The sequence below is a fragment of the Natrinema gelatinilyticum genome (assembly GCF_024266705.1).
In the GTDB taxonomy this organism is placed as follows: Archaea; Halobacteriota; Halobacteria; order Halobacteriales; family Natrialbaceae; genus Natrinema; species Natrinema gelatinilyticum.
Map to the genome: position 1 here is coordinate 747,222 of NZ_CP100757.1, position 21,382 is coordinate 768,603.

At 61.8% G+C, this 21,382-nt stretch carries 17 protein-coding genes; 7 read left to right on the forward strand and 10 right to left on the reverse strand.

The annotated features are described in order from the left end of the window. Positions 1-17: 17 nt before the first annotated feature. Entirely contained in the window at positions 18-428 is a 411-nt protein-coding gene (locus NJU76_RS21565) for a Zn-ribbon domain-containing OB-fold protein (protein ID WP_254533853.1), read from the reverse strand. Next, positions 425-1,600, reverse strand: coding sequence for a thiolase domain-containing protein (locus NJU76_RS21570; RefSeq protein WP_254533854.1), 1,176 nt, complete (start codon positions 1,598-1,600; stop codon positions 425-427). The genes NJU76_RS21565 and NJU76_RS21570 overlap by 4 nt, the downstream gene beginning before the upstream one ends. A gap of 857 nt (positions 1,601-2,457) precedes the next feature. On the opposite strand from NJU76_RS21570, the gene NJU76_RS21575 reads away from it, so the two are divergent. Continuing rightward, positions 2,458-2,877 (forward strand): 4-hydroxyphenylacetate 3-hydroxylase C-terminal domain-containing protein, encoded by a 420-nt coding sequence (locus NJU76_RS21575; protein WP_254533855.1) that lies wholly within the window; start codon positions 2,458-2,460, stop codon positions 2,875-2,877. A 253-nt stretch (positions 2,878-3,130) separates the two neighbouring features. On the opposite strand, the gene NJU76_RS21580 is transcribed toward NJU76_RS21575, so the two are convergent. The 4 genes from NJU76_RS21580 to NJU76_RS21595 form a co-directional block, all read right to left on the reverse strand. Then, complete coding sequence (locus tag NJU76_RS21580) at positions 3,131-3,886, reverse strand: SDR family oxidoreductase (RefSeq protein WP_254533856.1); 756 nt, start codon at positions 3,884-3,886, stop codon at positions 3,131-3,133. Between the two features lie 182 nt (positions 3,887-4,068). After that, complete coding sequence (locus NJU76_RS21585) at positions 4,069-5,343, reverse strand: MFS transporter (protein WP_254533857.1); 1,275 nt, start codon at positions 5,341-5,343, stop codon at positions 4,069-4,071. A 377-nt stretch (positions 5,344-5,720) separates the two neighbouring features. Next, positions 5,721-7,727, reverse strand: a complete 2,007-nt coding sequence (locus NJU76_RS21590) for a TRAP transporter permease (protein WP_254533858.1) — start codon at positions 7,725-7,727, stop codon at positions 5,721-5,723. Between the two features lie 27 nt (positions 7,728-7,754). Beyond that, positions 7,755-8,813, reverse strand: coding sequence for a TAXI family TRAP transporter solute-binding subunit (locus tag NJU76_RS21595; RefSeq protein WP_256567079.1), 1,059 nt, complete (start codon positions 8,811-8,813; stop codon positions 7,755-7,757). Between the two features lie 316 nt (positions 8,814-9,129). Between NJU76_RS21595 and NJU76_RS21600 the strand changes: the two genes are divergently transcribed. Continuing rightward, positions 9,130-10,524, forward strand: coding sequence for a M20/M25/M40 family metallo-hydrolase (locus NJU76_RS21600; RefSeq protein ID WP_254533860.1), 1,395 nt, complete (start codon positions 9,130-9,132; stop codon positions 10,522-10,524). Between the two features lie 17 nt (positions 10,525-10,541). Here the strand turns inward: NJU76_RS21600 and NJU76_RS21605 are convergent, their stop codons facing one another. Beyond that, the gene (locus tag NJU76_RS21605; RefSeq protein ID WP_254533923.1) at positions 10,542-11,333 is read right to left on the reverse strand and encodes an SDR family oxidoreductase; all 792 of its coding nucleotides are present in this window, start codon (positions 11,331-11,333) and stop codon (positions 10,542-10,544) included. Positions 11,334-11,441: 108 nt separating this feature from the next. On the opposite strand from NJU76_RS21605, the gene NJU76_RS21610 reads away from it, so the two are divergent. Then, entirely contained in the window at positions 11,442-13,067 is a 1,626-nt protein-coding gene (locus NJU76_RS21610) for a gamma-glutamyltransferase family protein (RefSeq protein WP_254533861.1), read from the forward strand. Positions 13,068-13,349: 282 nt separating this feature from the next. Here NJU76_RS21610 and NJU76_RS21615 read toward each other — a convergent pair whose 3' ends face one another. Beyond that, positions 13,350-13,787, reverse strand: a complete 438-nt coding sequence (locus NJU76_RS21615; RefSeq protein ID WP_254533862.1) for a universal stress protein — start codon at positions 13,785-13,787, stop codon at positions 13,350-13,352. Between the two features lie 238 nt (positions 13,788-14,025). Here NJU76_RS21615 and NJU76_RS21620 point away from each other — a divergent pair, with 238 nt between their 5' ends. Continuing rightward, complete coding sequence (locus tag NJU76_RS21620; protein ID WP_254533863.1) at positions 14,026-14,871, forward strand: beta-keto acid cleavage family enzyme; 846 nt, start codon at positions 14,026-14,028, stop codon at positions 14,869-14,871. Between the two features lie 139 nt (positions 14,872-15,010). On the opposite strand, the gene NJU76_RS21625 is transcribed toward NJU76_RS21620, so the two are convergent. After that, positions 15,011-15,193 (reverse strand): hypothetical protein, encoded by a 183-nt coding sequence (locus NJU76_RS21625; RefSeq protein WP_254533864.1) that lies wholly within the window; start codon positions 15,191-15,193, stop codon positions 15,011-15,013. A 101-nt stretch (positions 15,194-15,294) separates the two neighbouring features. Here NJU76_RS21625 and NJU76_RS21630 point away from each other — a divergent pair, with 101 nt between their 5' ends. Together NJU76_RS21630 and NJU76_RS21635 are read left to right on the forward strand one after the other, a co-directional pair. Beyond that, on the forward strand, positions 15,295-16,689 hold the full coding sequence (locus NJU76_RS21630) for an FAD-binding oxidoreductase (protein ID WP_254533865.1): 1,395 nt from the start codon (positions 15,295-15,297) through the stop codon (positions 16,687-16,689). 129 nt (positions 16,690-16,818) lie between these two features. Beyond that, a complete protein-coding gene (locus NJU76_RS21635) occupies positions 16,819-18,051 on the forward strand; it encodes a mandelate racemase/muconate lactonizing enzyme family protein (RefSeq protein WP_254533866.1) in 1,233 nt (410 codons plus the stop codon). A gap of 332 nt (positions 18,052-18,383) precedes the next feature. Here NJU76_RS21635 and NJU76_RS21640 read toward each other — a convergent pair whose 3' ends face one another. Then, the gene (locus tag NJU76_RS21640) at positions 18,384-19,865 is read right to left on the reverse strand and encodes a CoA-acylating methylmalonate-semialdehyde dehydrogenase (protein WP_254533867.1); all 1,482 of its coding nucleotides are present in this window, start codon (positions 19,863-19,865) and stop codon (positions 18,384-18,386) included. 177 nt (positions 19,866-20,042) lie between these two features. On the opposite strand from NJU76_RS21640, the gene NJU76_RS21645 reads away from it, so the two are divergent. Beyond that, complete coding sequence (locus NJU76_RS21645; RefSeq protein ID WP_254533868.1) at positions 20,043-21,380, forward strand: aminotransferase family protein; 1,338 nt, start codon at positions 20,043-20,045, stop codon at positions 21,378-21,380. Positions 21,381-21,382 lie beyond the last annotated feature (2 nt).

Consider the following 21,382-nt stretch of genomic DNA (forward strand, 5'->3'; position numbering starts at 1 on the left):
GTCGAGCCGTGTGCGGTCTATTCTTCCACCGGGACGAAGACGGGTATCGAGACGTCCTCGTCTTCCGTGTCCACGAACTGGACTTCGACGTGCGTTCCGACGCTGACGTTCTCGGGATCGGCATCGATATTTGTCATGAGGCGCGGCCCCTCGTCGAGTTCCACGTAGGCGACGACGAGCGGAAGGTCCTCTTCCGGCCAGCCGCTCATCGTTCGCGCGGTCGAGTACGAGTAAACCTCGCCGCGGCCCGACGTCTCGCGCCACTCGACGTTCTCGCTGAAGCAGTCGGGACAGAGCGATCGCGGGTAGTGGTACACCAGTCCGCAATCGGGACACTCCCGTACGAGAAGCTCGCCACTCGCGGCGGCCTGCCAGTAGCGCTCGGTTTCCGGGTTGACTTCGGGAACGGGACGCGGTTCCCAGCTCATCGGTCTTCCCTCCCGAGGACGACGGTCGCAGCACCGTGACGGGTCGCGATACTTCCGCCGGTTCCGTGAGCGAGTGCGACGTCTGCGTCGACTTGCACTTCTGGATTCGCCTCGCCACGGAGCTGTCGGACGGCCTCGATCACCTTGGTCATCCCGCCCCGGTTTGCAGGATGATTCGAGCAGAGGCCGCCGCCGTCGGTGTTGAACGGAAGGTCCCCGTCGGGTGCCTGCAGCGTCCCACCCTCGACGAACTCGCCGCCCTCGCCCTTCTCGCAGAACCCGAGATCCTCTATGGTCTCGAGGACGGTGATGGTAAAGGAGTCGTAGATCGACGCATAGTCGACGTCGTCGGGACCGAGTCCGGCTTCCGCGAAGGCGCGTTCACCGGACGACTCGGCACCGGTGCGCGTGATGTCGATCCGTCCTGCGTCGTGGTGTGAGGGTGCTTCCCCGTGACCGAGTACTTCGACGGCTTCTCGGTCGAGGTCCTCGTGAACGTCCTCGGAGATGAGTACCAGTGCACCACCACCGTCCGAGATCACACAGCAATCGAGCAGGTGGAGTGGGTCCGCCACGATTCGCGACTCGACGACGTCCTCGACGGTGACCGGCTCACGGAACATCGCGTGTTCGTTGTATTGCGCGTGTTGGGAGGCGGCGACGCGGATCTCCGCGAGCTGTTCGCTCGTCGTGCCGTACTCGTGCATGTGCCGCCGTGCGGCCATGCCGTACATCGTGATATTTGTCGCACCGTAAATGCGTTCGAAGCTGTCCTGGACGGTTTGCACGTCTCGCGCCCCAGACCCCGTCGCCTGGCCGCGAGAGCGTGGTCGGCCGGCGAGCGTGACGAGTGCCACGTCGCACTTTCCGTCCCGGATTGCGCTGACAGCGTGGCCGACGTGGGCGACGTAGGACGATCCGCCGTAGTCAGTCGTATCGACGTACGAAGGCTCCATCCCGAGATAGTCGGCGATAACGAGCGGAGACAGACCGGATCGGTACTCGGGGATGCCAGCCGTAAAGAGGCCATTGACGTCCTCTTTCGTCAGGCCCGCGTCGGCGAGTCCGCCTTTGGCGACTTCCGCATGTAACTGCATCGTTGATTTATTCGGTGCTTCACGCGTCGGATGTTCGAAGGCCCCAGCTATGTACGCTGGTTCGCGTCCTGCCATTACGCGCTCAGAGTGCTTCGGCTATCGTAAACCTTTGCTTCCATATCTCTTTCGACGGCGAGACCGCTTGCGACATAGAAGTCGTCTCGAGCAACCCTGACTTCTGGGAAGGGATAATCATCCAGTATTGGTGTACGACCATTCCACGCGGTCTCGTCCGGGCAATCGGTTACGCTTCACGCGGTGACTCGAAGACATGCCCGTTAGGCCGTCTCGAACGGTGTCGACCGACGGATGCGTGATTTCACTCCCGAACTCGGGTTCCGCATAACAGAACACCTTTCTTCTGCTTGCTTCCCCTACTTTCTTTTCTAGACAGCGCTAGACCTCGTTTATCGTCGAAGCACTGCGCTGTCGTGTGTTCCTCGATACGGAATATGTGTGCGTTGATCTACCAAACCACCAGCCGTTCTGCATCTCCAATTTACCAATCACACGGTTGGTAAACACGAAGAGGGCGTGTTTCGACTCCGTGCCACGATGTCAATCTGGTTCGTACTATCACGGCTCATAGACTCGTATCGTGCAGAGATTACTGAAAAAACGCGGTTCGGTGCCGTTCCGCGATGGGAAACAGTTGTCGATGAGTTTTCATGCTAACAGAATGATATTTCCCTGATCTTCGGGTCTGTTCGACCATCTCGCAGTACCGTTGAACCGGAGATGGGCAGTGACGTACCTGCTTTTCGTACGCGCTCGCGTTGCCCAACGTATTTACAACTCTGAGACGAGCACAAAACATAAATCGACGGGATAAACGGTGCGTTCGTCGCCATTACACGCGCGGAGAACGTCGACGTCCCCGCCAACGCCCTTGTTACGGATCTCGTCCGCGGTCTCGAGCGCAGCTATCTCGAGTGAGACATGTCCCCCTCGTTCGTCGGTCGAACGACGTCGCCGTCCCGCAACCGGCGTTCTGTGATTTTGGAACGTACGACTTTGTGACGGGCTATCACCGAATGGAAGGTCACGTCCAGGACATCGCCGGTGGTATCGTCGCGACCGCCCCGCCGGTCGCCGATCTCGAGAATCCGATCACGGGTGACGACGTCCATACATTCTGTCGGGCCGCGGGCACCAGGGACGATCGCCTCAGATTCGTCAACTACATCCGGGATTTGACGACGAGTGGCTTCGCCGGTTGGCAGGAACTCTCGTCACTACACGGTGGTGGCTCGCCGGAAGCGTTGTTGACTACCCTCTTTCACGAGTGGGACGTCGACCGGAGCGAGGAACTGGTGGCCTCGGAACTCGGTATCCCGACGTCACCCCGCTGAATAGGGACCGAACCACAGCAACGCCACGAACCCTGGCGGTGATCCCGCATGGGGAGTCGCGAATTGTCTCGAGACGGAGCGAAGTACCGACGGCTCGAGAGGGGTGCTGATCCGCCGATCCGAGTCGCGCATCGGCCGTCGGTCGGTACCTCGAACCGAGTCTCGACTGTGTGTCGGGTACCTGAACTGGGTCTCGGTCCTCAGCCCCGTGACCGGACTGGATGATAGAATAAATCTGCCCCGAACAAACAGCTTAGAAGTTCGAAAGCTTGTCTCGACGGTAGAGATCCAGTTCGGAAACGACGTTCGGTGGTTCCTGCTGGGCCGCGAACGCGATCGCGTCCGCGATTGCTTCGGGTTCCGACACTTCGTCCGGGTCGTAACGGTCCTGTGACATGGTATCGCGATATTCCTTCCCGAATTCCGTTCTAACTTCGGCTGGGTTTATTACTGTGACACCGACCTCGTCCGGACCGACTGCTCCCGCCAGGCTGTGTGCGAAGCCTCGTGTCCACCATTTCGTCGCCGCGTACATCGGTGCACCCGGGCGCGGGTACTGTCCGGCGAGGCTACCGACGAAAATGGCGATACCGGACGTTTCACGGAGGTGAGGGAGTGCCGCTCGTGTGACGAAGAACATTCCGTCGACGTTCACTCCCATGACGGCGCGATACTGCTCGGTCGGCATCGTTTCGACGGTGACGTCGCTTCCGGTCGCCATCCCGGCGTTGTTCACCAGCACGTCTAGTCGGCCGAACTCATCAACGGTCTGCTCGACGGCAGCGTCGACAGCTTCTTCGTCGCTGACGTCTGCGGGGAGAACGAGGACGGTCTCATCCGTCTCCGATTCGATTCGGTCCGCGATGGTCCGTAACTTCGATTCTCGGCGGGCGACGATTGCGACGTTCGCTCCCTTCGCTGCGAGGGTTTCTGCCGTTGCTTCTCCGATCCCGGCGCTCGCACCGGTTATCAACATCGTCTTTCCCGACAGGGACAGTTCTGTGGGCATAGTCATCGATTATCATTCCGTCACATAAACATTGTCCGTGATCGGCAGACAGGTCTGTACTGCCGATACCGGTCGTTCCTCGCGTCGGCGATGGAACCGACTTTCCGCCCCACCGCTGCAGACGCCGACGGCACTCGAGCCATCGACTGTCGGTCGGGCCCGACCGGAGGAGTCTGAGGCGGTCAATCGCCGGAGTTCGTCGCCGCTGGGGTCGTTTGCCACCAGCCGGCACGGTTGAGCGCGACCAGCAGGCCCGCCGTCAGCGCCATCCCGACGAACGCGAACGCGGCGAGGACGCCGAAGAACGCCGCCGTCGAATACCCGCCGAGGACGAAGCCGCCGATCGCAATGCTCACCGGGCCGATACCGAACTTCCCGACGTAGGTATATCCGTAGGACAGCCCCCGCGCGCTCGAGGGCGTGTGGACTGCCACCGCGTCCTGGTAGAGCGGCTGGGTGGCAAAGAGGAAGAACCCGAGCACGATACAGAGGAGGATGATGGGAACGAGCCCCATCGACAGGACCGGCACGAACGCGACCGCGAGGACGCAGAGGATGGCGAAGATGGCGATCAACCCTCGCTCCGACTGAATGCGATCCGTGAGTTTTCCGCCCGCGTACTGGCCGGCCATTCCGACGACGAGCAGGCCGACGTAGATGTAATCGCCGGGCGAGATTCCCTCGAGGCCCGCCGAGAGCGTGACGTCTTCCATCGCGGGAAGACCGTGGAGGATCTCGGGGAGGTAGGTAAGAATCCCTCGGTAGAAGAGTCCCTCGAAGGCGATAATGGCGAAGACGACCGCGAACGCGCTCGTGAACAACACCCGCGACGTCGACAGGAATTCGGCGAGCGACATGGGATCGTTCTCGTCCGCGTCGGCGTCGCCGTCGGCGGTGGACGCGTCGAAGTCGACTCGAAGTCCGTACGCAGCCGCGACGAACCCCGGGATCGCGAGGAGTCCGGCGACGAGGTGCCACTGGTCGGTGAGAAACAACAGCGTGGCCGCGGCGAACGGCCCGAGGGCGATACCGGCGTTGCCGGCGATGCCGTGCCAGCCCAGGACGGTTCCCCGTTCGTCGACACCGGTGCTGATCAAGGCGAGTCCAGCGGGATGGTAGACGCTCGCGGCGACTCCCCAGCAGATGAGACCGACCGCCACGAGGTGAATCGACGTCGAGAGCGCGAGGACGAGAAACGAGGCGCTCATTCCGACGAGACAGAGCACGATGAGTCGCTTCGGGCCGAACCGGTCGACGAGGACACCCCCTGGGAGCGATCCTAACCCGAACGGGGCGTATCCCAGGGCGACGATGACGCCGGCCAGTGCGACTGAGACGTCGAATTCCGCGAGCCAGACCACGAGGAATATCGGGATCGACGTCTCGAACCAGTGGACGAGCGAGTGTCCGGCCATCGTGAAGCCAGCGATTGCCCGATCGTTTTTGTTAAGTCCCATGACAGTTACGTTCCGTTCTTGTGCATCCGGAGTACCCGGGGTCACTTATTGGTTGTGAAACTGCCGACAGCCAATTGGATCTGAACTAGTATGATATCCGGCTACCGAAGAATCCAGTAGAAAAATTTTCGACAATTGTCCCGTCCGGTGGATGCTTCTCTCCGTGCTAGTCGGTCTGGTTCGACCGATATCTGATTCGATCGACCACCGACGTTCGACGCTGTACTCGTCGGTCCGATCGCCGAACTGGGCGCGACGTTGCCCGAGAGACCGTCCAATGGGTCAAACGATGTCTCGAGTCCGACGTCGAATCCGGATTCAAGACTGTTCGTTCGATCGGCGATCGAAGAAGAATGAAACCGAAACGAGACCCGGCGCTAGTCCTCGGTGGTTCGGACGGAGTCCGTCGCGGCCCGTTGGGTCAGTCGCTGTCGAATCGGCTTCTGGAGCTGAATCGCCATCAGTCCCAGGATGACTGCAACGCAGCCGAGACGGATCGTCGTGTCCGGATAGACCATCGCGAGAACACCGAGAACGAAGAAGACGGTCTTGGTGGGCCACTTGACGAAGGGGCTCTCGTGGAAGAACTTTCCGTAGTAGTTGAGCCCGTGAGAGATGCCCAGTGCGCCGAGCAGTGCGATGAGGCCAGAGAAGAACGTCTCGGTTCCGAATCCGCCAACGACGAGTTCGGGGTTGTAGATGAACGCGAACGGTAGGATGTAGATCGGCGCGGAGATTTTCAGGGCTTCGTGGGCCGTTCGCCAGAAGTTGCTATCGGCGATTCCCGTCGCGACGACCACCGCAATCGCGATTGGCGGCGTCAGACCGGACAGAATTGCTGCGTACAGGACGAAGAAATGCGCCGCGAGATCGGGCACGAAGAACTGCTGGATTAACGCGGGCGCAATTAGCGCCGCCACGATGACGTACGCGGCGACTGTCGGCATGCCCATTCCCAGGATGATCGAGATGGCCATCGCGAGAAGGACTGCGTTGAGCATCACGCCGCCGGAGAGGTCGAGCAGGGCCAGCGAGAGGATTCCTGGGATGCCCGACGCGGTGAAGACGTCGACGACTCCGTTGATCGCGGCGATGATGATCGCGATCGGTGCGAGGATCATCGCCCCCTCTCGGAAGCCGTTCGCCGCGTCGCCGAGGAGGCTAACGAATTCGGACCCCAGGCTCCCACCTTCGAAGGCTGTCTGGACCAGTGGGAACCCGAAGCCGGTAAGCATCATCGTGATGATGGTGTACAACGCTGCAGTCAGCACCGTGTACTGGAGATATCCGAGAATGTAGATTAGGATAACGAAGGGGATACCGAAGCGGAAACACTGGATGATGAAATCCCGCTGGGACATCTGTTCGTCGAACTGGCTTTCGACGTCGATTTTCTTCTTCTTCCCCTGTAGCTGTCCGATACCCTTGTAGTGGACGGCGATGGTGACGGAGCCGTAGAAGACCATGGCGGGGATGAGACCCGCGAGAATGACGTCCAGATACGTGATACCGAGCAGTGAGGCCATCACGAACGCCGCTGCGCCCATGATCGGCGGCATGATCTGACCGCCTGTCGAGGCGACGGATTCGATCCCCCCGGCCGTCTCGCCTTTCATTCCCGTTTCCTTCATTAACGGAATCGTGAACGAACCGGTGATCGCCGTGTTCGCAGCCTGACTACCGGTAATCGAGCCGATGATGATGCTCGAGGTCACCGCGGAAAGGGCAACGCCGGAGCGGACGTAGTTGGCCGATCGCAGGCCGATTCGCATGATGAGATCGAACGCCCCGAAGCCGCGCATCAGCCCCGCGTACAGTAGGAACAGGGCGACCCAGGTCGCGATAATCCTCGAGATAGATCCGTATACTCCCTGGAAGTCGAGCACCATGATGCTCATCATCCGCTCGACGCTGAACCCGGCGTGGCGCAGGATGCCCGGCGCGAAGTTGCCATAGAGCCCGTAGAGTATTACGCCGACGATCACGGCCAGGAACGTGATTCCGTAGGCTCGGTACGAGAGGTACAGGATCACGAGGAAGAACGCAATAGCAATCGCGTACTCGTAACCGTACGCCGTACCAACGCGAACCCGCAACAACTCTCTGTAGTTCATGATCAAGTACACCGTCGTTACGGCGGTGATGATCGCGGAGAGCGTCAGACCGAGTAATCCCAGTTTATCCCCATCTTCGTACGCTTCGATGAGTTCGTTTCCAAGATAGACGAGGGTGACCGACCCGAGAAAAATGACCGTGAATAGAATTCGCTGAATTCCTTGTGTGAACGCGAAGTACAGGATAAACGACCACGTCAGGATCGCTAGTCCCGTTACTACGTCGTTGGCGAGCTCTAATCGGCTTTTGCCGGATGTGGAATAAACCATAATTCTGTAAACGCAGACCGAGGTCTACTATTCGTCGCCGCGAGTCCAGCTGTCGTCCCAGGCGTCGTTCTCTTCGTACCAATCTGCCGCCCCGGGGTGAACCGGAATCTCGTCCGTGTGTGTCAGCGCGAACGTGAAGTTCTCCGGTTTGGACCAGTCGAGGATCGTCGGGTTCGCCTCCTGCATCGACTCGTAGTTGTTGTGACAAATCTCCATCAGGTCGTAGATGGCCTGCGCGTCGACGTCCGGGCTGAAGTAGTACGGGTACGTTTCCGTCCACGTGTGCTTCGGGAAGTCGCCGCCCTGCATGTCCTGCTCCCAGCCGCCGATCTCGTCGAGTTCCTGGTAGCCAGCGCCGGCGAAGTCCTTCGCCGCCTGAACGTAGTCGTCGGTCATCTCGATCGCTCGGACCGAGACGCGCGAATCGATTTCCTGGGCCCACGATGGGAGCTGGGTAAAGTTCGAAGTGTAGACGATGAACGCCTCGGCTCGACCCTCGGCGAGTGCACTCGCCGCCTGGCTCGTCTCGACGTTGACGACGTTCTCGGCGAGCCCTTCCCAGAGACCCGCATTACCGTACATCTCCTCGGTCATCGCGCGAAGCCCCCACGATGCCGGGAGACAGTACACGTCACGTCCGGCGAGGTCGTCAGTGGTCTGAATATCGCTGTCCTCCAGTGCCATCCAGTACAAGTTCAGCGAAAGGTGCCCGAATCCGAGTTGCGGGAAGGTCGAGACCGAATCGTCCGAGAACGGACCAGTGCCGGAGAGCGCCTGGTTCATAATGTAGTTACCCGCGGAGTAGGAATTGATCTCCCCATCCGCGTATAGTCGGATCGACTGCGGGTCACCGCCCGCGTCCTGGGTGATGAAGCTCAGGTAATCCGATTGTTGGCTCACGACCCGCTGAATCGCCTGCGAGTTGCCGTATGTCGACGAACCGGACGACGACGATCCCACCGTCAGTTGAACGGGGTCTTCCCCGCTGCCGTTTCCTCCACCAAGACACCCTGCTAGCGAAAGTGCCCCAATTCCAGCCGTTCCCCGTAGCACATCCCTGCGCCTCTGTCTCTCACTATCAAACATCGTTATGCATGATGTAGCTTATATTATTTAAATCTTACTGCGCCGTCCCGAGAGCATTCGGCACCCTTTATATGAATCTTAGATAAATGACTATCGTTGGTGCGGCATTTTGAACGTAATTGAAAGTTTATTCCCCGGTGACGAACATCGTGTCGGAACCCGCTGACCGTCGCGTCAGTGCTAGCGATGTATCGGGGCAAAGAATGCGAGAAGAAACAGTAATACTTTGTGCATTACAGCGCTACGTCCTCATGACTATGCACTGTTCTCCGAATACCAATGTGGAATCCCCGCTCGTTCGAAGCGTGACCGCCTAATGACCACGACAGAACCGTTTACGTACCTCGAGCGTCGCGACGATACGTTCCTGGACGACCTTCGGTCACTACTCGCGCAACCGTCGATCAGCGCGACTGGCGACGGAATCGACGATTGCGTAACGCTGGTTCGTGAGTCGTGTCTCGAGTACGGGTTCGACGTGGTAGATATCGTCGAGACGCCCGGTCAGCCGGCCGTCGTTGCCCACGCGTCCCCGGACGATGAACCGCACGCCGACGGACTGTCAGTGCTGCTATACGGACACTACGACGTCCAACCGGCGACGGCATCGGAGTGGGCCTCGCCACCGTTCGAACCGACCGTACGTGACGGGCCAGACGGGCGAACGCGCCTGTACGCGCGCGGCGCGGGTGACAACAAGGGGCAGTGGTTCGCGCACCTCTGTGCGATTCGGGCGTTGCGGGAGACGACCGGAGTACCGATCGACGTAACGCTGATCATCGAAGGCGAAGAGGAAAGCGGGAGCAAACACCTCGAGTGGCTCGTCCGAGAACGCCGCGACGAACTGGACGCGGACGTCGCGTTCGTGGCGGACGGTCCGATCGACGCCTCGGGCCGCCCGCACGTGTTGCTGGGGTCGCGCGGGTTGCTCTACGTCGACATCGAAGCCACGGGCGCGAACCGCGACCTCCACTCGGGGAACTTCGGCGGTCCAGTTCCCAATCCGGCGACCGCGATCGTCGAACTGATCGCGTCGCTTCGGGACGAAGACGGCCAGATCGCACTCGAGAGCTTTTACGACGACGTCCGTCCGTTGACGGATCGTGATCGCGACGTCCTCGAGTCCATCCCGCTCGACGAGGACGGGGTGAAAGCCGATCTGGGACTCTCTACGCTCGCTACGGACCCGGGTGAAGAGTACCTCGAGCGACTTCTTACCCGTCCGAACCTGAACGTCGCCGGGCTCGATGCCGGCTACGACGGTGACGGCATGAAGACCGTGTTACCGTCGCATGCGCGAGCGAAGATCGACTTCCGTCTCGTGGCCGATCAGGACCCGGACGACGTCTTCGAGTTGCTCTCGCGTCACGTCGAAGCGAGAGCGCCCGCCGGTATCGACGTGACAGTAGAGCGCGTCGCGGCGATGGCCCCTCAGCGGACGGCGGTGGAGAGCCCGGTCGTCGAGCCAGTAATGCAGGCCGTCCAGGAAGGCTGGGGCGAGGACCCAATCCTCAAGCCCTCACTCGGTGGGTCCGTGCCGACGTACGTCTTCGCAGACAATCTCGAGATTCCGTGTCTGGTCGTCCCGTACGCGAACGCGGACGAAAACAACCACGCGCCCGACGAGAACATCGAACTGTCGTGTTTCCGCGCGGGCGCGCGAACTACCGTGTCGATGCTCGAGGAACTCTCGAAAGCGGACCTCGAGTGACGTCTCCGATCGAGCCGCTAGATGTTCGACCGGCCGAGGCCGCCGTCGATGGGAACGGTGATACCGTTGATGTACGCCGACTCCGGCGAGCAGAGGAACGCAACCGTGATGCCAAGTTCCATCGGCCGGCCGATCCGTCCCATCGGATTCGAACTCCCCTTCGCAGCGAGCCCCTCTTCGTACGAGTCGAACTCTCCTCGCTCGACGGACTGTTCTATCAGTGAGCTGATTCGATCGGTTTCGATCGGGCCGGGGAGGACGCTGTTGAAGCGCACGTCCGGTGCGAGCTCACGCGAGAGCGTTTTCTCGAGGCCGATGACGCCCATTCGGACCGCGTTCGAGAGGACGAGCGAGTCGCTCGCTTCCTTTACGCTTCGGGACGTGATGTGGACGACGTTCCCACCGTCGCCGGCGCGCAGTTCGTCGGCCCCCTCCTGGACTAATCGGACCACGCTCATCACGAGCAGGTCGTAGGCCTCGTACCAGTCCTCCTCGGTCGTCTCGAGGAAGGGGCCACTCGGCGGCCCGCCCGCCGAGGTCACGAAGTGGTCTAGCCCACCGAATTCGTCGACCGTCACGGAGATGAGTTCGGAGATATCGTTCGGATCGGTCAGGTCACCCGCCTGTGCCACGACGCGGCCATCGCCGACGTCCGCGAGCTCCTCGCGGGCGGCTTCGAGCCGAGCCTCGTCGCGGCCGTTGATGACCACGTTCGCTCCTTCCTGGGCGTGGGCTTTCGCCGATACCTTTCCCAAACCGCTGCTCGATGCCGTAACGAGGGCCGAATCACCGTCTAGTTGCAGATCTATTGATACATGATATCACAGCACATGGTTATATTTACTGTGATACGCCGCGGATCCGGTACTGCGAGCGCACATACCAATACTTTAGTCGAAACCCGTGAATGCCCTTGCATGGACGAAACGCCAGATTTAGACCAGTTCACGTCACGTCGCTCGACAGTGTACGGGACGCGCGGCGTAGTGGCGACGAGCCAGCCGCTCGCGTCGGAAGCCGGACTCGAGGTACTTCGCGACGGGGGCAACGCGTTCGATGCGGCCGTGGCGACCGCTGCCGCGTTGAATGTCGTCGAACCCGCCTCGACCGGCCTCGGCGGTGACGTGTTCGCGCTCTATCGAACTGCGGACGGGGAGGTCGGCGCGTTCCGTAGCTGCGGCGGTGCGCCCTCGTCGGCGTCGCTTGAGGACGTTCGCGCACGAGTCGCCGAGCAGGAGGACGTCGATCCCGAAGACGCCGAGATGCCCGAACGCGGTCCCCTCACGGTGACCGTTCCTGGAACGGCCCGCGGGTGGGAACGAACCGTGGACGATCTCGGGGTCCTGAGTCTCGAGCGCGCGCTCGAGCCGGCGATCAGGTACGCGAAAGACGGCTTCCCCGTTTCCGAAATCATTGCCTCTCAGTGGGCCGAGGCGGCGGACAACCTTCGCGGCGACAACGCTCGAGAAGCGTATCTCCCCGGTGGAAGCGCGCCATCGGTCGGCGAGCACGTCCGTCTCTCGCAGCTCGGCGAGTCCATGCAGCTGATCGCGGACGAAGGCGCCGACGTCGTCTACGAGGGCGAAATCGCGGATCAGATCGTTTCCGAGGTCCAGTCGCGGGGAGGGTTCCTCTCCCACGAGGACCTCGCGTCGTTCGAGCCGGAGTTCGTCGAACCCGTCAGCACGACCTACGGCGGGGCAGAGATCTACGAACTGCCGCCGAACAATCAGGGGCTCGTCGCTCTCGAGGCGCTCAACATCGCGGAGGCACTGGGTGCGGGGGACCATCCGGCCCACTCGCCCGAGCGGATACACCTCGCCGCCGAGGCGGCCAAGCGCGCGTTGATCGACGGCCTTTACCACGTTACCGATCCGGAGTACGAGGACGTTCCATCGCTCGGGTCGAAGTCGTACGCATCGGATCGGGCCGAGGAGATCGGATCGGACGCGACGTCGTCCGTCGACGTCGGATTCCCGACCGATCACGCGGAAAACGCCGACACCGTGCTGTTGACGGTCGCCGACGATGCGGGGAACGTCGTCTCGTACATCAATTCCCGATTCATGGGCTTCGGCAGCGGCGTCGTCGCCGGCGATACCGGAATCGCCCTTCAGAACCGGGGCAGTTCGTTCTCACTCGATCCGGACCATCCCAATCGCTTCGAACCGGGCAAGCGACCGTTCCACACGCTGATTCCCGGCATCGCACGACTCGGCGAGGACGACTGGGCCGCCTTCGGCGTCATGGGCGGGTTCATGCAACCACAGGGCCATCTTCAGGTACTGATGAACATCATCGACGACGGAATGTCGATTCAGGAGGCGCTCGACTTCCCTCGCTGGCGGTACAAGGTCGACGGCCAGTTAGCCGTCGAGGGTCGATTCGACGGCTCAGTCCTGTCGAAACTCGCCCGTCGCGGTCACGACGTTCGCGTCATGCCGCCGCCGCACTTCGGCGGTGGCCAGATCGCCCGCAACGCCGACGGCGTTCTCTCTGGCGGGACCGATCCGCGAAAGGACGGAACGGCGACCGGATACTGATCCGGCTCGATCTGGTTTTTTGCTGTATTACCCACGCTAGCGTAGCTGTATTACCCACGGTCGCCGCACTGATCGCACTGGTCGCAGCAGTCGTGCCGATCGCGCTGGTTGCAGTAGCTGCGTCGACCGTATTGGGCGCTTTGCTGGGCGCTCTTCCGGTGGGACCGATGCTCCCACGCGGACTTGGGCGGATACGGGATACTCCGCTGTTCGTGCATCGCTCGAGACCGAGCGGATCGCCGTCCGAGCGAGAACAGTGACCGAGCCGTCGAGACGGCTCGTCTAGACGATCGTGACCGGACGGTCGGCGTTGAGAATAACGTCCTGCGTGACGCTGCCGAACACCGCTTTGCCGACCCGCGACCGTTTCCGACCGGGGACGACGATCGCATCCGCGTCGTTCGAATCGGCGTACTCGATAATTTCCTCGGCCGGGTCCCCGTGACGGCGCACGAGTTCGACCTCGACGTCGGCCTCCTCGAGTTGATCCTGCACGGTCGTCACGGAGTCGGGAAACGCGTCTTCGTCGTAGAGATCTTCGGATCGAACGTTTCCGCCATCGTCGATCGCTTTGAACTCTTTGAACACGTTTACGACTGTCACTGAGACGTCGTCGAGGTCCGCGTTGAGACCGGATTCGTCGCCGAGACTCGTAACGAACTCTCCCGCGGCTTCCGCTCGGCTCTCGTCCTCGTCTACCGGAACGACGATGTGATACATGGACTCATGTAGAATTTCGGACTCCAGCCATATAATCGTACTCGCAGTGCGCCGGATGGCGCGACGGCTGACTCGAGCGTCGGGGAGCGTGGAAGCGGGTGTGTTCCCGGTGCATTGGAGCGGGTCGATTTCGTCGGAGTGACCGAGGCGGTCGCATCTCGATGGAGGGTGGTCACGGGTCGACGGTCGTGGTCTCGTCCAGTAACGCTTTCGTGGTGGGCCGTCTGGGTCTCGATAGATGAGTTATCAGAATTACCTCGAGGGCGGAAAGCTGATCCTGACCGTTCCGACGACGGGCGGCGTACAGGGCAAAGAAGCGAACCCGAACCTCCCGGAACAACCAGACAAGATCGCCGAGGCGGCCCGGGAGTGTGAGAAACTGGGCGCGGCCATCGTTCACCTTCACGGGCGGGACGAACGCGGCGAGCGCGACGCCGGTCGGTTACAGGAGGTCAACGACGCCGTTCGGGATCGGTGTGACGACATCATCATCCAGAACACGACCGGCGGGACGGGCGTCCCGCTCGAGCAGCGAGCAACGGGAATCCGGACCGATCCACTGCCCGACATGGCGTCGCTCGATATGGGGCCGATGAACCGGTACCAGCACATTACCTCCGAGAACACCCGCCACATGATCGACACGCTCGCCACGGAGATGCAGGAGAAGGGGATCAAACCCGAGATGGAGGTGTTCAACAACGGCCACTTGAACGAAGTCTATCGCCTCATCGAGCAGGGGTTACTCGACGAACCGTACTACATCAATCTCATCTTCGGGCCGGGGACGCTCACGCCGCCAACGCCGGAGAACATGGTCAACATGGTCAATAACCTCCCGGAGAATTCGATTTTCAACGTCCTGGCGATCGGTCCGCACCAGTTGCCGTTGACGACGATGGGGATCGTGATGGGCGGCCACGTCCGCGTCGGCATGGAAGACAACCTCTACTACCGTCGCGGCGAACAGGTCGAGAGCAACGCGCAACTCGTCGAGCGCACGGTCTCTATCGCCGACGACCTCGACCGCGACCTCGCGACGCCCGCCGAGGCACGCGACCTCCTCGGCCTTCCGTCTCGGTGATCACGGGACACAATCTCGTCGATCCGTGGTAGTCTGGACGTGGCCTCAGACGGGACTCGGCCACGTCGGTAACGATCGATCGGTGGAAAACGGGACGTGGCGGCCGCGACGATCGCTATCCGGCCGAGTTCGTGGCCGATCAGTCGGATTCGGCCTCGTCGTAAAACTCGCAGTCGTTCTCGTGGTGGAATTCGTGGCGGTCGTTGCAGACGTCCGCTCGCATCGGCGAGACGAACTCGTCGACGACCTCGCAGTAGGCGCGTTCGGTATCGAACGCGTGGTCGCCGTCGGACTGTCGGTACGATAAGTACGGGCACGTCATGGTACCCCTGAGACGGCCCGCCTACGAATACCTACTGGTGGGCTGGGTCGGACCGACGGGGGATCGGAGAGAATTTATGCCGGTCGGATCCATGCCATATCATGGAACGGGGTTCCGATACGAGCGTCGACTGCGCATTTCTGGACGACCTGCTCACCGAGGGAAGGGTCGCTCACGGAACCAGCGTGCGTGAGCAGTACGCGTCCGACGAGAGTCCACACACCGGCCGAACACCAGATGCTGTCGTCTGGCCAGCCTCGAGCGACGAAGTCGCGGCCGTTCTCAGGGCGGCCAACGAACGCGGCGTCCCGGTCACGCCGCGATCGGGCGGTTCCGGACTCGAGGGTAGTGCCATCCCGACCGAAGGAGGGATCGTTCTCAGTACGGCCGAGATCGAACACGTCGACGTGTCGCCGGACGACCTTCAGGTGACGGTCGGTGCGGGCGTCGTCTACGACGATCTGAACGAGCAACTGGCGCCGTACGGATTGCGGTTCGCGCCCGGAATCTCGAGCAGCGACGTTGCGACGATCGGCGGCATGGTCTCGACGAACGCGAGCGGGTTCAACGCGGTTCGCTACGGCGAGACGCGCGACCACGTCCGTCGTCTCGAGGTGGTCACTGCCGACGGGCGCGTCCTCGAGTGCGGCAGGGACGTGGTCAAGACGTCGGCGGGGTACAGTCTGAAAGATCTCTTCATCGGGGGGGAGGGCACCCTCGGCGTCGTCACCGAGGTGACGCTCGGATTGGTCGGCATTCCCGAACACCGGCGGGCGGCATTGGTGACGTTCCCGTCACGGACCGACGCGTCCAGCGCCGTTGCGGACGCGATCGGTTCGGCGTTACTCCCCGGCGCGATCGAGTTCATCGACACGACGTCGATGAAAATGTTGAACGCATATCACGACGACATCACCTTCGAGGAGCGGCCGACGCTGATCATCGAGTTGCACGCGAACAACAGCGGGATCGAGGACGATCTCGCGTTCGCGAAGGCGATCTGTGAGGATCACGGAATGCGTTCCTGGGAGGCGGCAACCGAGGAGAACCTGGACGATATCTGGCAGGCGCGTCGCGACAAATACCACGCGACGAAAGCGTATCGAGACGATTGGGACATCGCGCTGGTCGGCGACGTCGTCGTGCCGATTTCGAAGTACCCCGACATCGTCGCGGCGGTCGCACAGGCCAGCGAGGATCTCGACTTGCTGACGGCCTGCGTCGGCCACGCCGGGGACGGTAACCTCCACTTCACGCCGCTCGTCGACCCCGACGACGAGGAGATGGTCGAACGGGCCCACGAGTTGAACGAGCGCGTCGTCCGAAAGGCAATCGCCCTCGGCGGCAGCGCGACCGGCGAACACGGCGTCGGCCTCGGGAAACGAAAGTTCATGGACGACGAACACGGCGGGGCGCTCGATCTCATGCGGTCGATCAAGGAGACGTTCGATCCGAACGGGATCCTGAACCCCGGCAAGGTTCTCCCCGACGAGTAACACGAGTCCGCACGGGACGACCGGTTTAATCCGTCTCGATCCGTTGGGACGCATTCGAAATCGGGTCGTGCAGATGCTGCCGTCCCCAGTACATTCATATAACGACCCGAAAAAGAGGTTCGCGATAGCATGTATTCGGACTTCGCGGCGCGGTTAGCTTCGAGCATTTGGCCCGATTTCGGACGAACCCCGTCTCGCTCGACCGAGACACCGGAGATCACCGGCCTGTCGACGGTCGTCGTCGACGGTAACTTCCCGTGGACAATCGTCCGCCTCGAGACGGACGCCGGCGTCACGGGGATCGGCGAGTCGTATCCCTCCCCTGGTGTTCACGAGGTGATTACCGACTACTTCGAACCGGTCCTGGTCGGCGAAAATCCGCTCGACGTCGAGCGTCTCTATCACCTCATGCGCGAGAGCCTCTCGGGTCGGGGCTCCCAACAGGGAATCGGCACGATCGCGATCAGCGGCATCGAACTGGCACTCTGGGACGCCGCCGGGAAGATCCTCGAGCAGCCGGTGTACCAGCTTCTGGGCGGCAAGATGCGCGACGCAGTTCGTATGTACGCGGACTGTCACGCCGGTGAGGGGATGGTCGAGGCGGCGCTCAACGAACAACCGAACGAGACCTACGAAGCGGAAGCCTACGCCAGTGCGGCAAGAGCGGCCGTCGACGACGGGTTCGAGATGATAAAGTTCGACCTCGACGTACCGTCGGGCCGGGACATCGACACCCTCGCGCGCCACTTCGACGGTCCGGAGATCGAACACAAGCGGGGGCTCGTCGAGGCCGTCACCGAGGAGGTCGGTGACGAGGCAGAGGTCGCCGTCGACCTGCACTGGAATTTCAGCGTCGAGGCGACGGAAAAACTGTGTGCGGCACTCGAGCCGTACGACCTCGCGTGGATCGAGGACCCACTCCCTCCGGAGAACGCGGACGCGCTGGCGACGCTCAACCGGAGCGTCGCACAGCCGCTGCTCACGGGGGAGAATCGCTACGGCCGCCACGGCTTCCGCGACCTGGTCGAGAGGGAGGCCGTCTCGTTCGTCGCGCCGGACGTACCCAAGACCGGCGGCATCGCCGAGACCAAGAAGATCGCCGAACTGGCTGACACCTACTACCTGACGATGTGTCCGCACAACATCGGCAGTCCGGTGGCGACGATGGCCGGCGTCCACGTGGGCGCGACCGTCCCGAACTTCCTCGCGCTCGAGTTCCACGCCCGCGACGTACCGTGGTGGGACGACCTCGTCGCGTCAGACGACCCGCTCATCCAGGACGGGTCGATCGAGGTCCCCCACGAACCGGGACTGGGTATCGAACTCGACTGGGACGTCGTCGAAGAACACCGAACGGAGTGACTCCGCTCGGAAGCATACGACCCGAGCCGTGGCCAGTGTCTCGTCGCCGTGCACGAATCACCACCGTGCTATAGCGCCCACCGATCCACACCGTACAGTACCCGTCTGCCGACCGACACGGTCGGTCCCGCGGACTCGTTCTCAGTTCGATCATCCTGACAGTGAATTCCCCCATATCCTCGGGTTGTTCGCGCTGCTGGCTCCGTCGGCTCGAGCCAATCGATAGCGATCGCTCTCCGCTCGAGCGCGCTCGAGTTCGACACGGAACCGGTGTGATGCCAATTTACTCCCGCGAAAACGTGGAACGATTCGGTCGAGGGGGACGAATCGGCTCAGGCGTCGGGCCAGCGCTCGATGTAGACGGCCTTGTCGGTGTAGAAGTGAATCATGTCCTCGCCCTGGGCGTGGAGATCACCGAAGAACGAGTCCTTCCAGCCGCCGAAGTGGAAGAACGCCATCGGGGCCGAGGTACCGACGTTGACGCCCAGATTCCCGATATCGCCCTCGTGGCGGAACTTTCGCGCGTCAGCGCCGCTGCCGGTGAAGAGGCTGGCGGCGTTTCCGAATTGGCTTTTGTTCATCCGTTCGATCGCCGCGTCGACGTCGTCGACGGGCGCGAGGCCGACTACTGGGCCGAAAATCTCCTCCCGAGAAATGACCATGTCCTCGGTGACGTCGCCGAAGACCGTCGGGGCGAGGAAGTTGCCGTCTTCGTATCCGTCGACGGTGACGTCACGACCGTCGAGCAGGAGCTCAGCGCCTTCTTCGATTCCGGTCTGGATGTAGTTGCGGACCGTCTGCTCGTGTTCGGGGCTGATGAGCGCCCCGATGTCCGTTGCTTCGTCGAGACCGTCGCCGACTGTCTGTGCATTGGCTTCCTCGACGACGAGATTGACGAACTCGTCGTACACCGATTCCTCGACGAGGACGACGTCGTTTGCGAGACACCGCTCGCCGCCACACGCACAGGCCGACGAGACGGCCTTCTCCGCCGCAAACTCGAGGTCTGCAGTCTCCGTCACGATGATGTGGTTTTTCGCGCCCCCCTGTGCCTGGACGCGCTTGCCGTTTTTCGCCGCGCGTTCGTAGACGAGCTTCGCGATGGGGGTGCTCCCGACGAAAGACGCCCCCTCGACGCCCTCGTGATCGAGCAGCGCGTTGACCGTGTCCGGGCCGCCGTTTACGAGCTGAATGATGCCGTCGGGGAAGCCGGCTTCGTCGACGAGTTCAAACAACCGCTGTGCGACGAGCGGGTTCTGTTCGCTGGGTTTGAGGATGAAGCTGTTACCCGTGGCGACGGCGTACGGGAGGAACCACAGCGGAATCATGCCGGGGAAATTGAACGGCGTAATCGCGGCGAAGACGCCGAGCGGTTTTCGAACTGCGCTCTCGTCGATCTCGGGCGCCGCATTCAACAGGGAGCCGCTCTGCATCATCGACGGGATGCCACAGGCGACTTCCACGTTCTCGATGCCGCGACGGAGTTCGCCGCGGGCCTCGGCTATCGTCTTGCCGTGATCCCGAACGAGCAGTTCCGCGAGTTCCTCCTGGTGGTCTTCGAGGAGCATCTTCAGGCGGAACAGCGGCTGTATTCTCGCTTCGACGGGCTGTTCCGACCACGTCTCGAACGCCTCGTTTCCGCTTCGAACCACGTCATCGATGTCCTCGGCGGAACTGAACGGAACCGTCGCCAGTTCCTCCCCGGTCGCCGGATTTACACTTTCCAACTCGCCGTCGCCCATGGCGTCGCGCCAGCCACCGTCTACGTAATTCCGTGTCGTACCGCTCTGACCGATCGACTCTAGCTCGACCATAGAACCGCTTTTGTGAGCACTGAGATAAAATCTTCGGTGCGAATGGATATAATTCGATATCCAGCACAAGATATCCATCTCTGTCCTAATCAATATCATGATTACAGTAAAAATGACGTAAAATAATATCGCCTCAGAAAGATTAATGCGACTGCGTTCTGTATCGCCCGCAAAAGGATGGTAGACGAGACAGCAGTGACTGACGAGCGGACCGAGGTAGAGCGCCTCGATAACGAGTACGTCTTCGGAACGTGGTCGTATCAGAGCGAGGTCGACCCGACCGAAGCCGTCGGCGGAGACGGCGTCCGATTCACCGACGGCGCGGGCAACGAGTTCATCGACTTCTCGAGTCAGCTCATGTGTTCGAACCTCGGGCATTCGGCCGACGCAGTCGCGGATGCGATCGCCGAGCAAGCCCGCGAGGGTGCATACTTCGCTCCGGGTTTCGCAACGGAAGCGCGGGCGCGCCTCGGCGAGAAACTTGCCGAGATCACGCCCGGGAACCTGTCGAAGACGTTCTTCTCGACCAGCGGCACCGAGGCTGTCGAGGGTGCGATCAAGATCGCGCGCATGTACACGGGCAAGCAGAAGATCATATCGCGATACCGGTCCTACCACGGCGCCACCCACGGCTCGATCAGCGTCACCGGCGATCCGCGCCGACTGATGGCCGAACCCGGCGTTCCGGGCGCAATCAAGGCGCCGGACCCGTATGCCTACGGATCGACGCTCGACCCGATGGAGAGCCTCGAGTACATCGACGAGATGCTGATGCTCGAGGGTGATACGGTGGCAGCGATTCTGGTCGAACCGATCGTTGGATCGAACGGGATCCTGGTCCCGCCGGACGAGTATCTGCCACGACTGAAGGAAATCGCCCACGACCACGGGGCACTCCTGATCTGCGACGAAGTGATGGCTGGCTTCGGCCGCACCGGTGAGTGGTTCGGGTGCGACGTTTTCGACGTCACCCCCGACATTATGACGATGGCGAAGGGGCTCACGGGAGCCTACGCCCCCCTCGGTGCGACGATCGTTACCGACGAAATCGCCGAGTACTTCGAGGACGAGATGTTCAGTCACGGGCACACCTACGCTGGCCACCCCGTCGCCTGTGCGGCCGGCCTCGCCGCCGTCGAGACCTACGAAGCGGAAAATCTCATCGAGCACGCGAGCGAGGTCGGTGACTACCTCGGCGACCGTCTCGAGGAACTCGGCGAGGCCCATCCGAGCGTCGGCGATACACGAGGCGTCGGGCTCTTCCGAGGAGTCGAACTGACGGCAGACCCCGACGAGCGCGTGCCCTTCGGAACGCGTGAGGACAAGCTATCGATGGGATCGACGGTCGTCGACGAGGTCTCGACAGCCGCCGCAGACGAGGGCGTGTACCTCGCCAACATGATCAACACGCTCATCATCGCGCCGCCACTCTCGATCACCGAGGCCGACGTCGACGAGGCCGTCGCGGCCCTCGATACGGCTCTCGAGGTCTCCGACGCGGCGATGAACCGCTGATG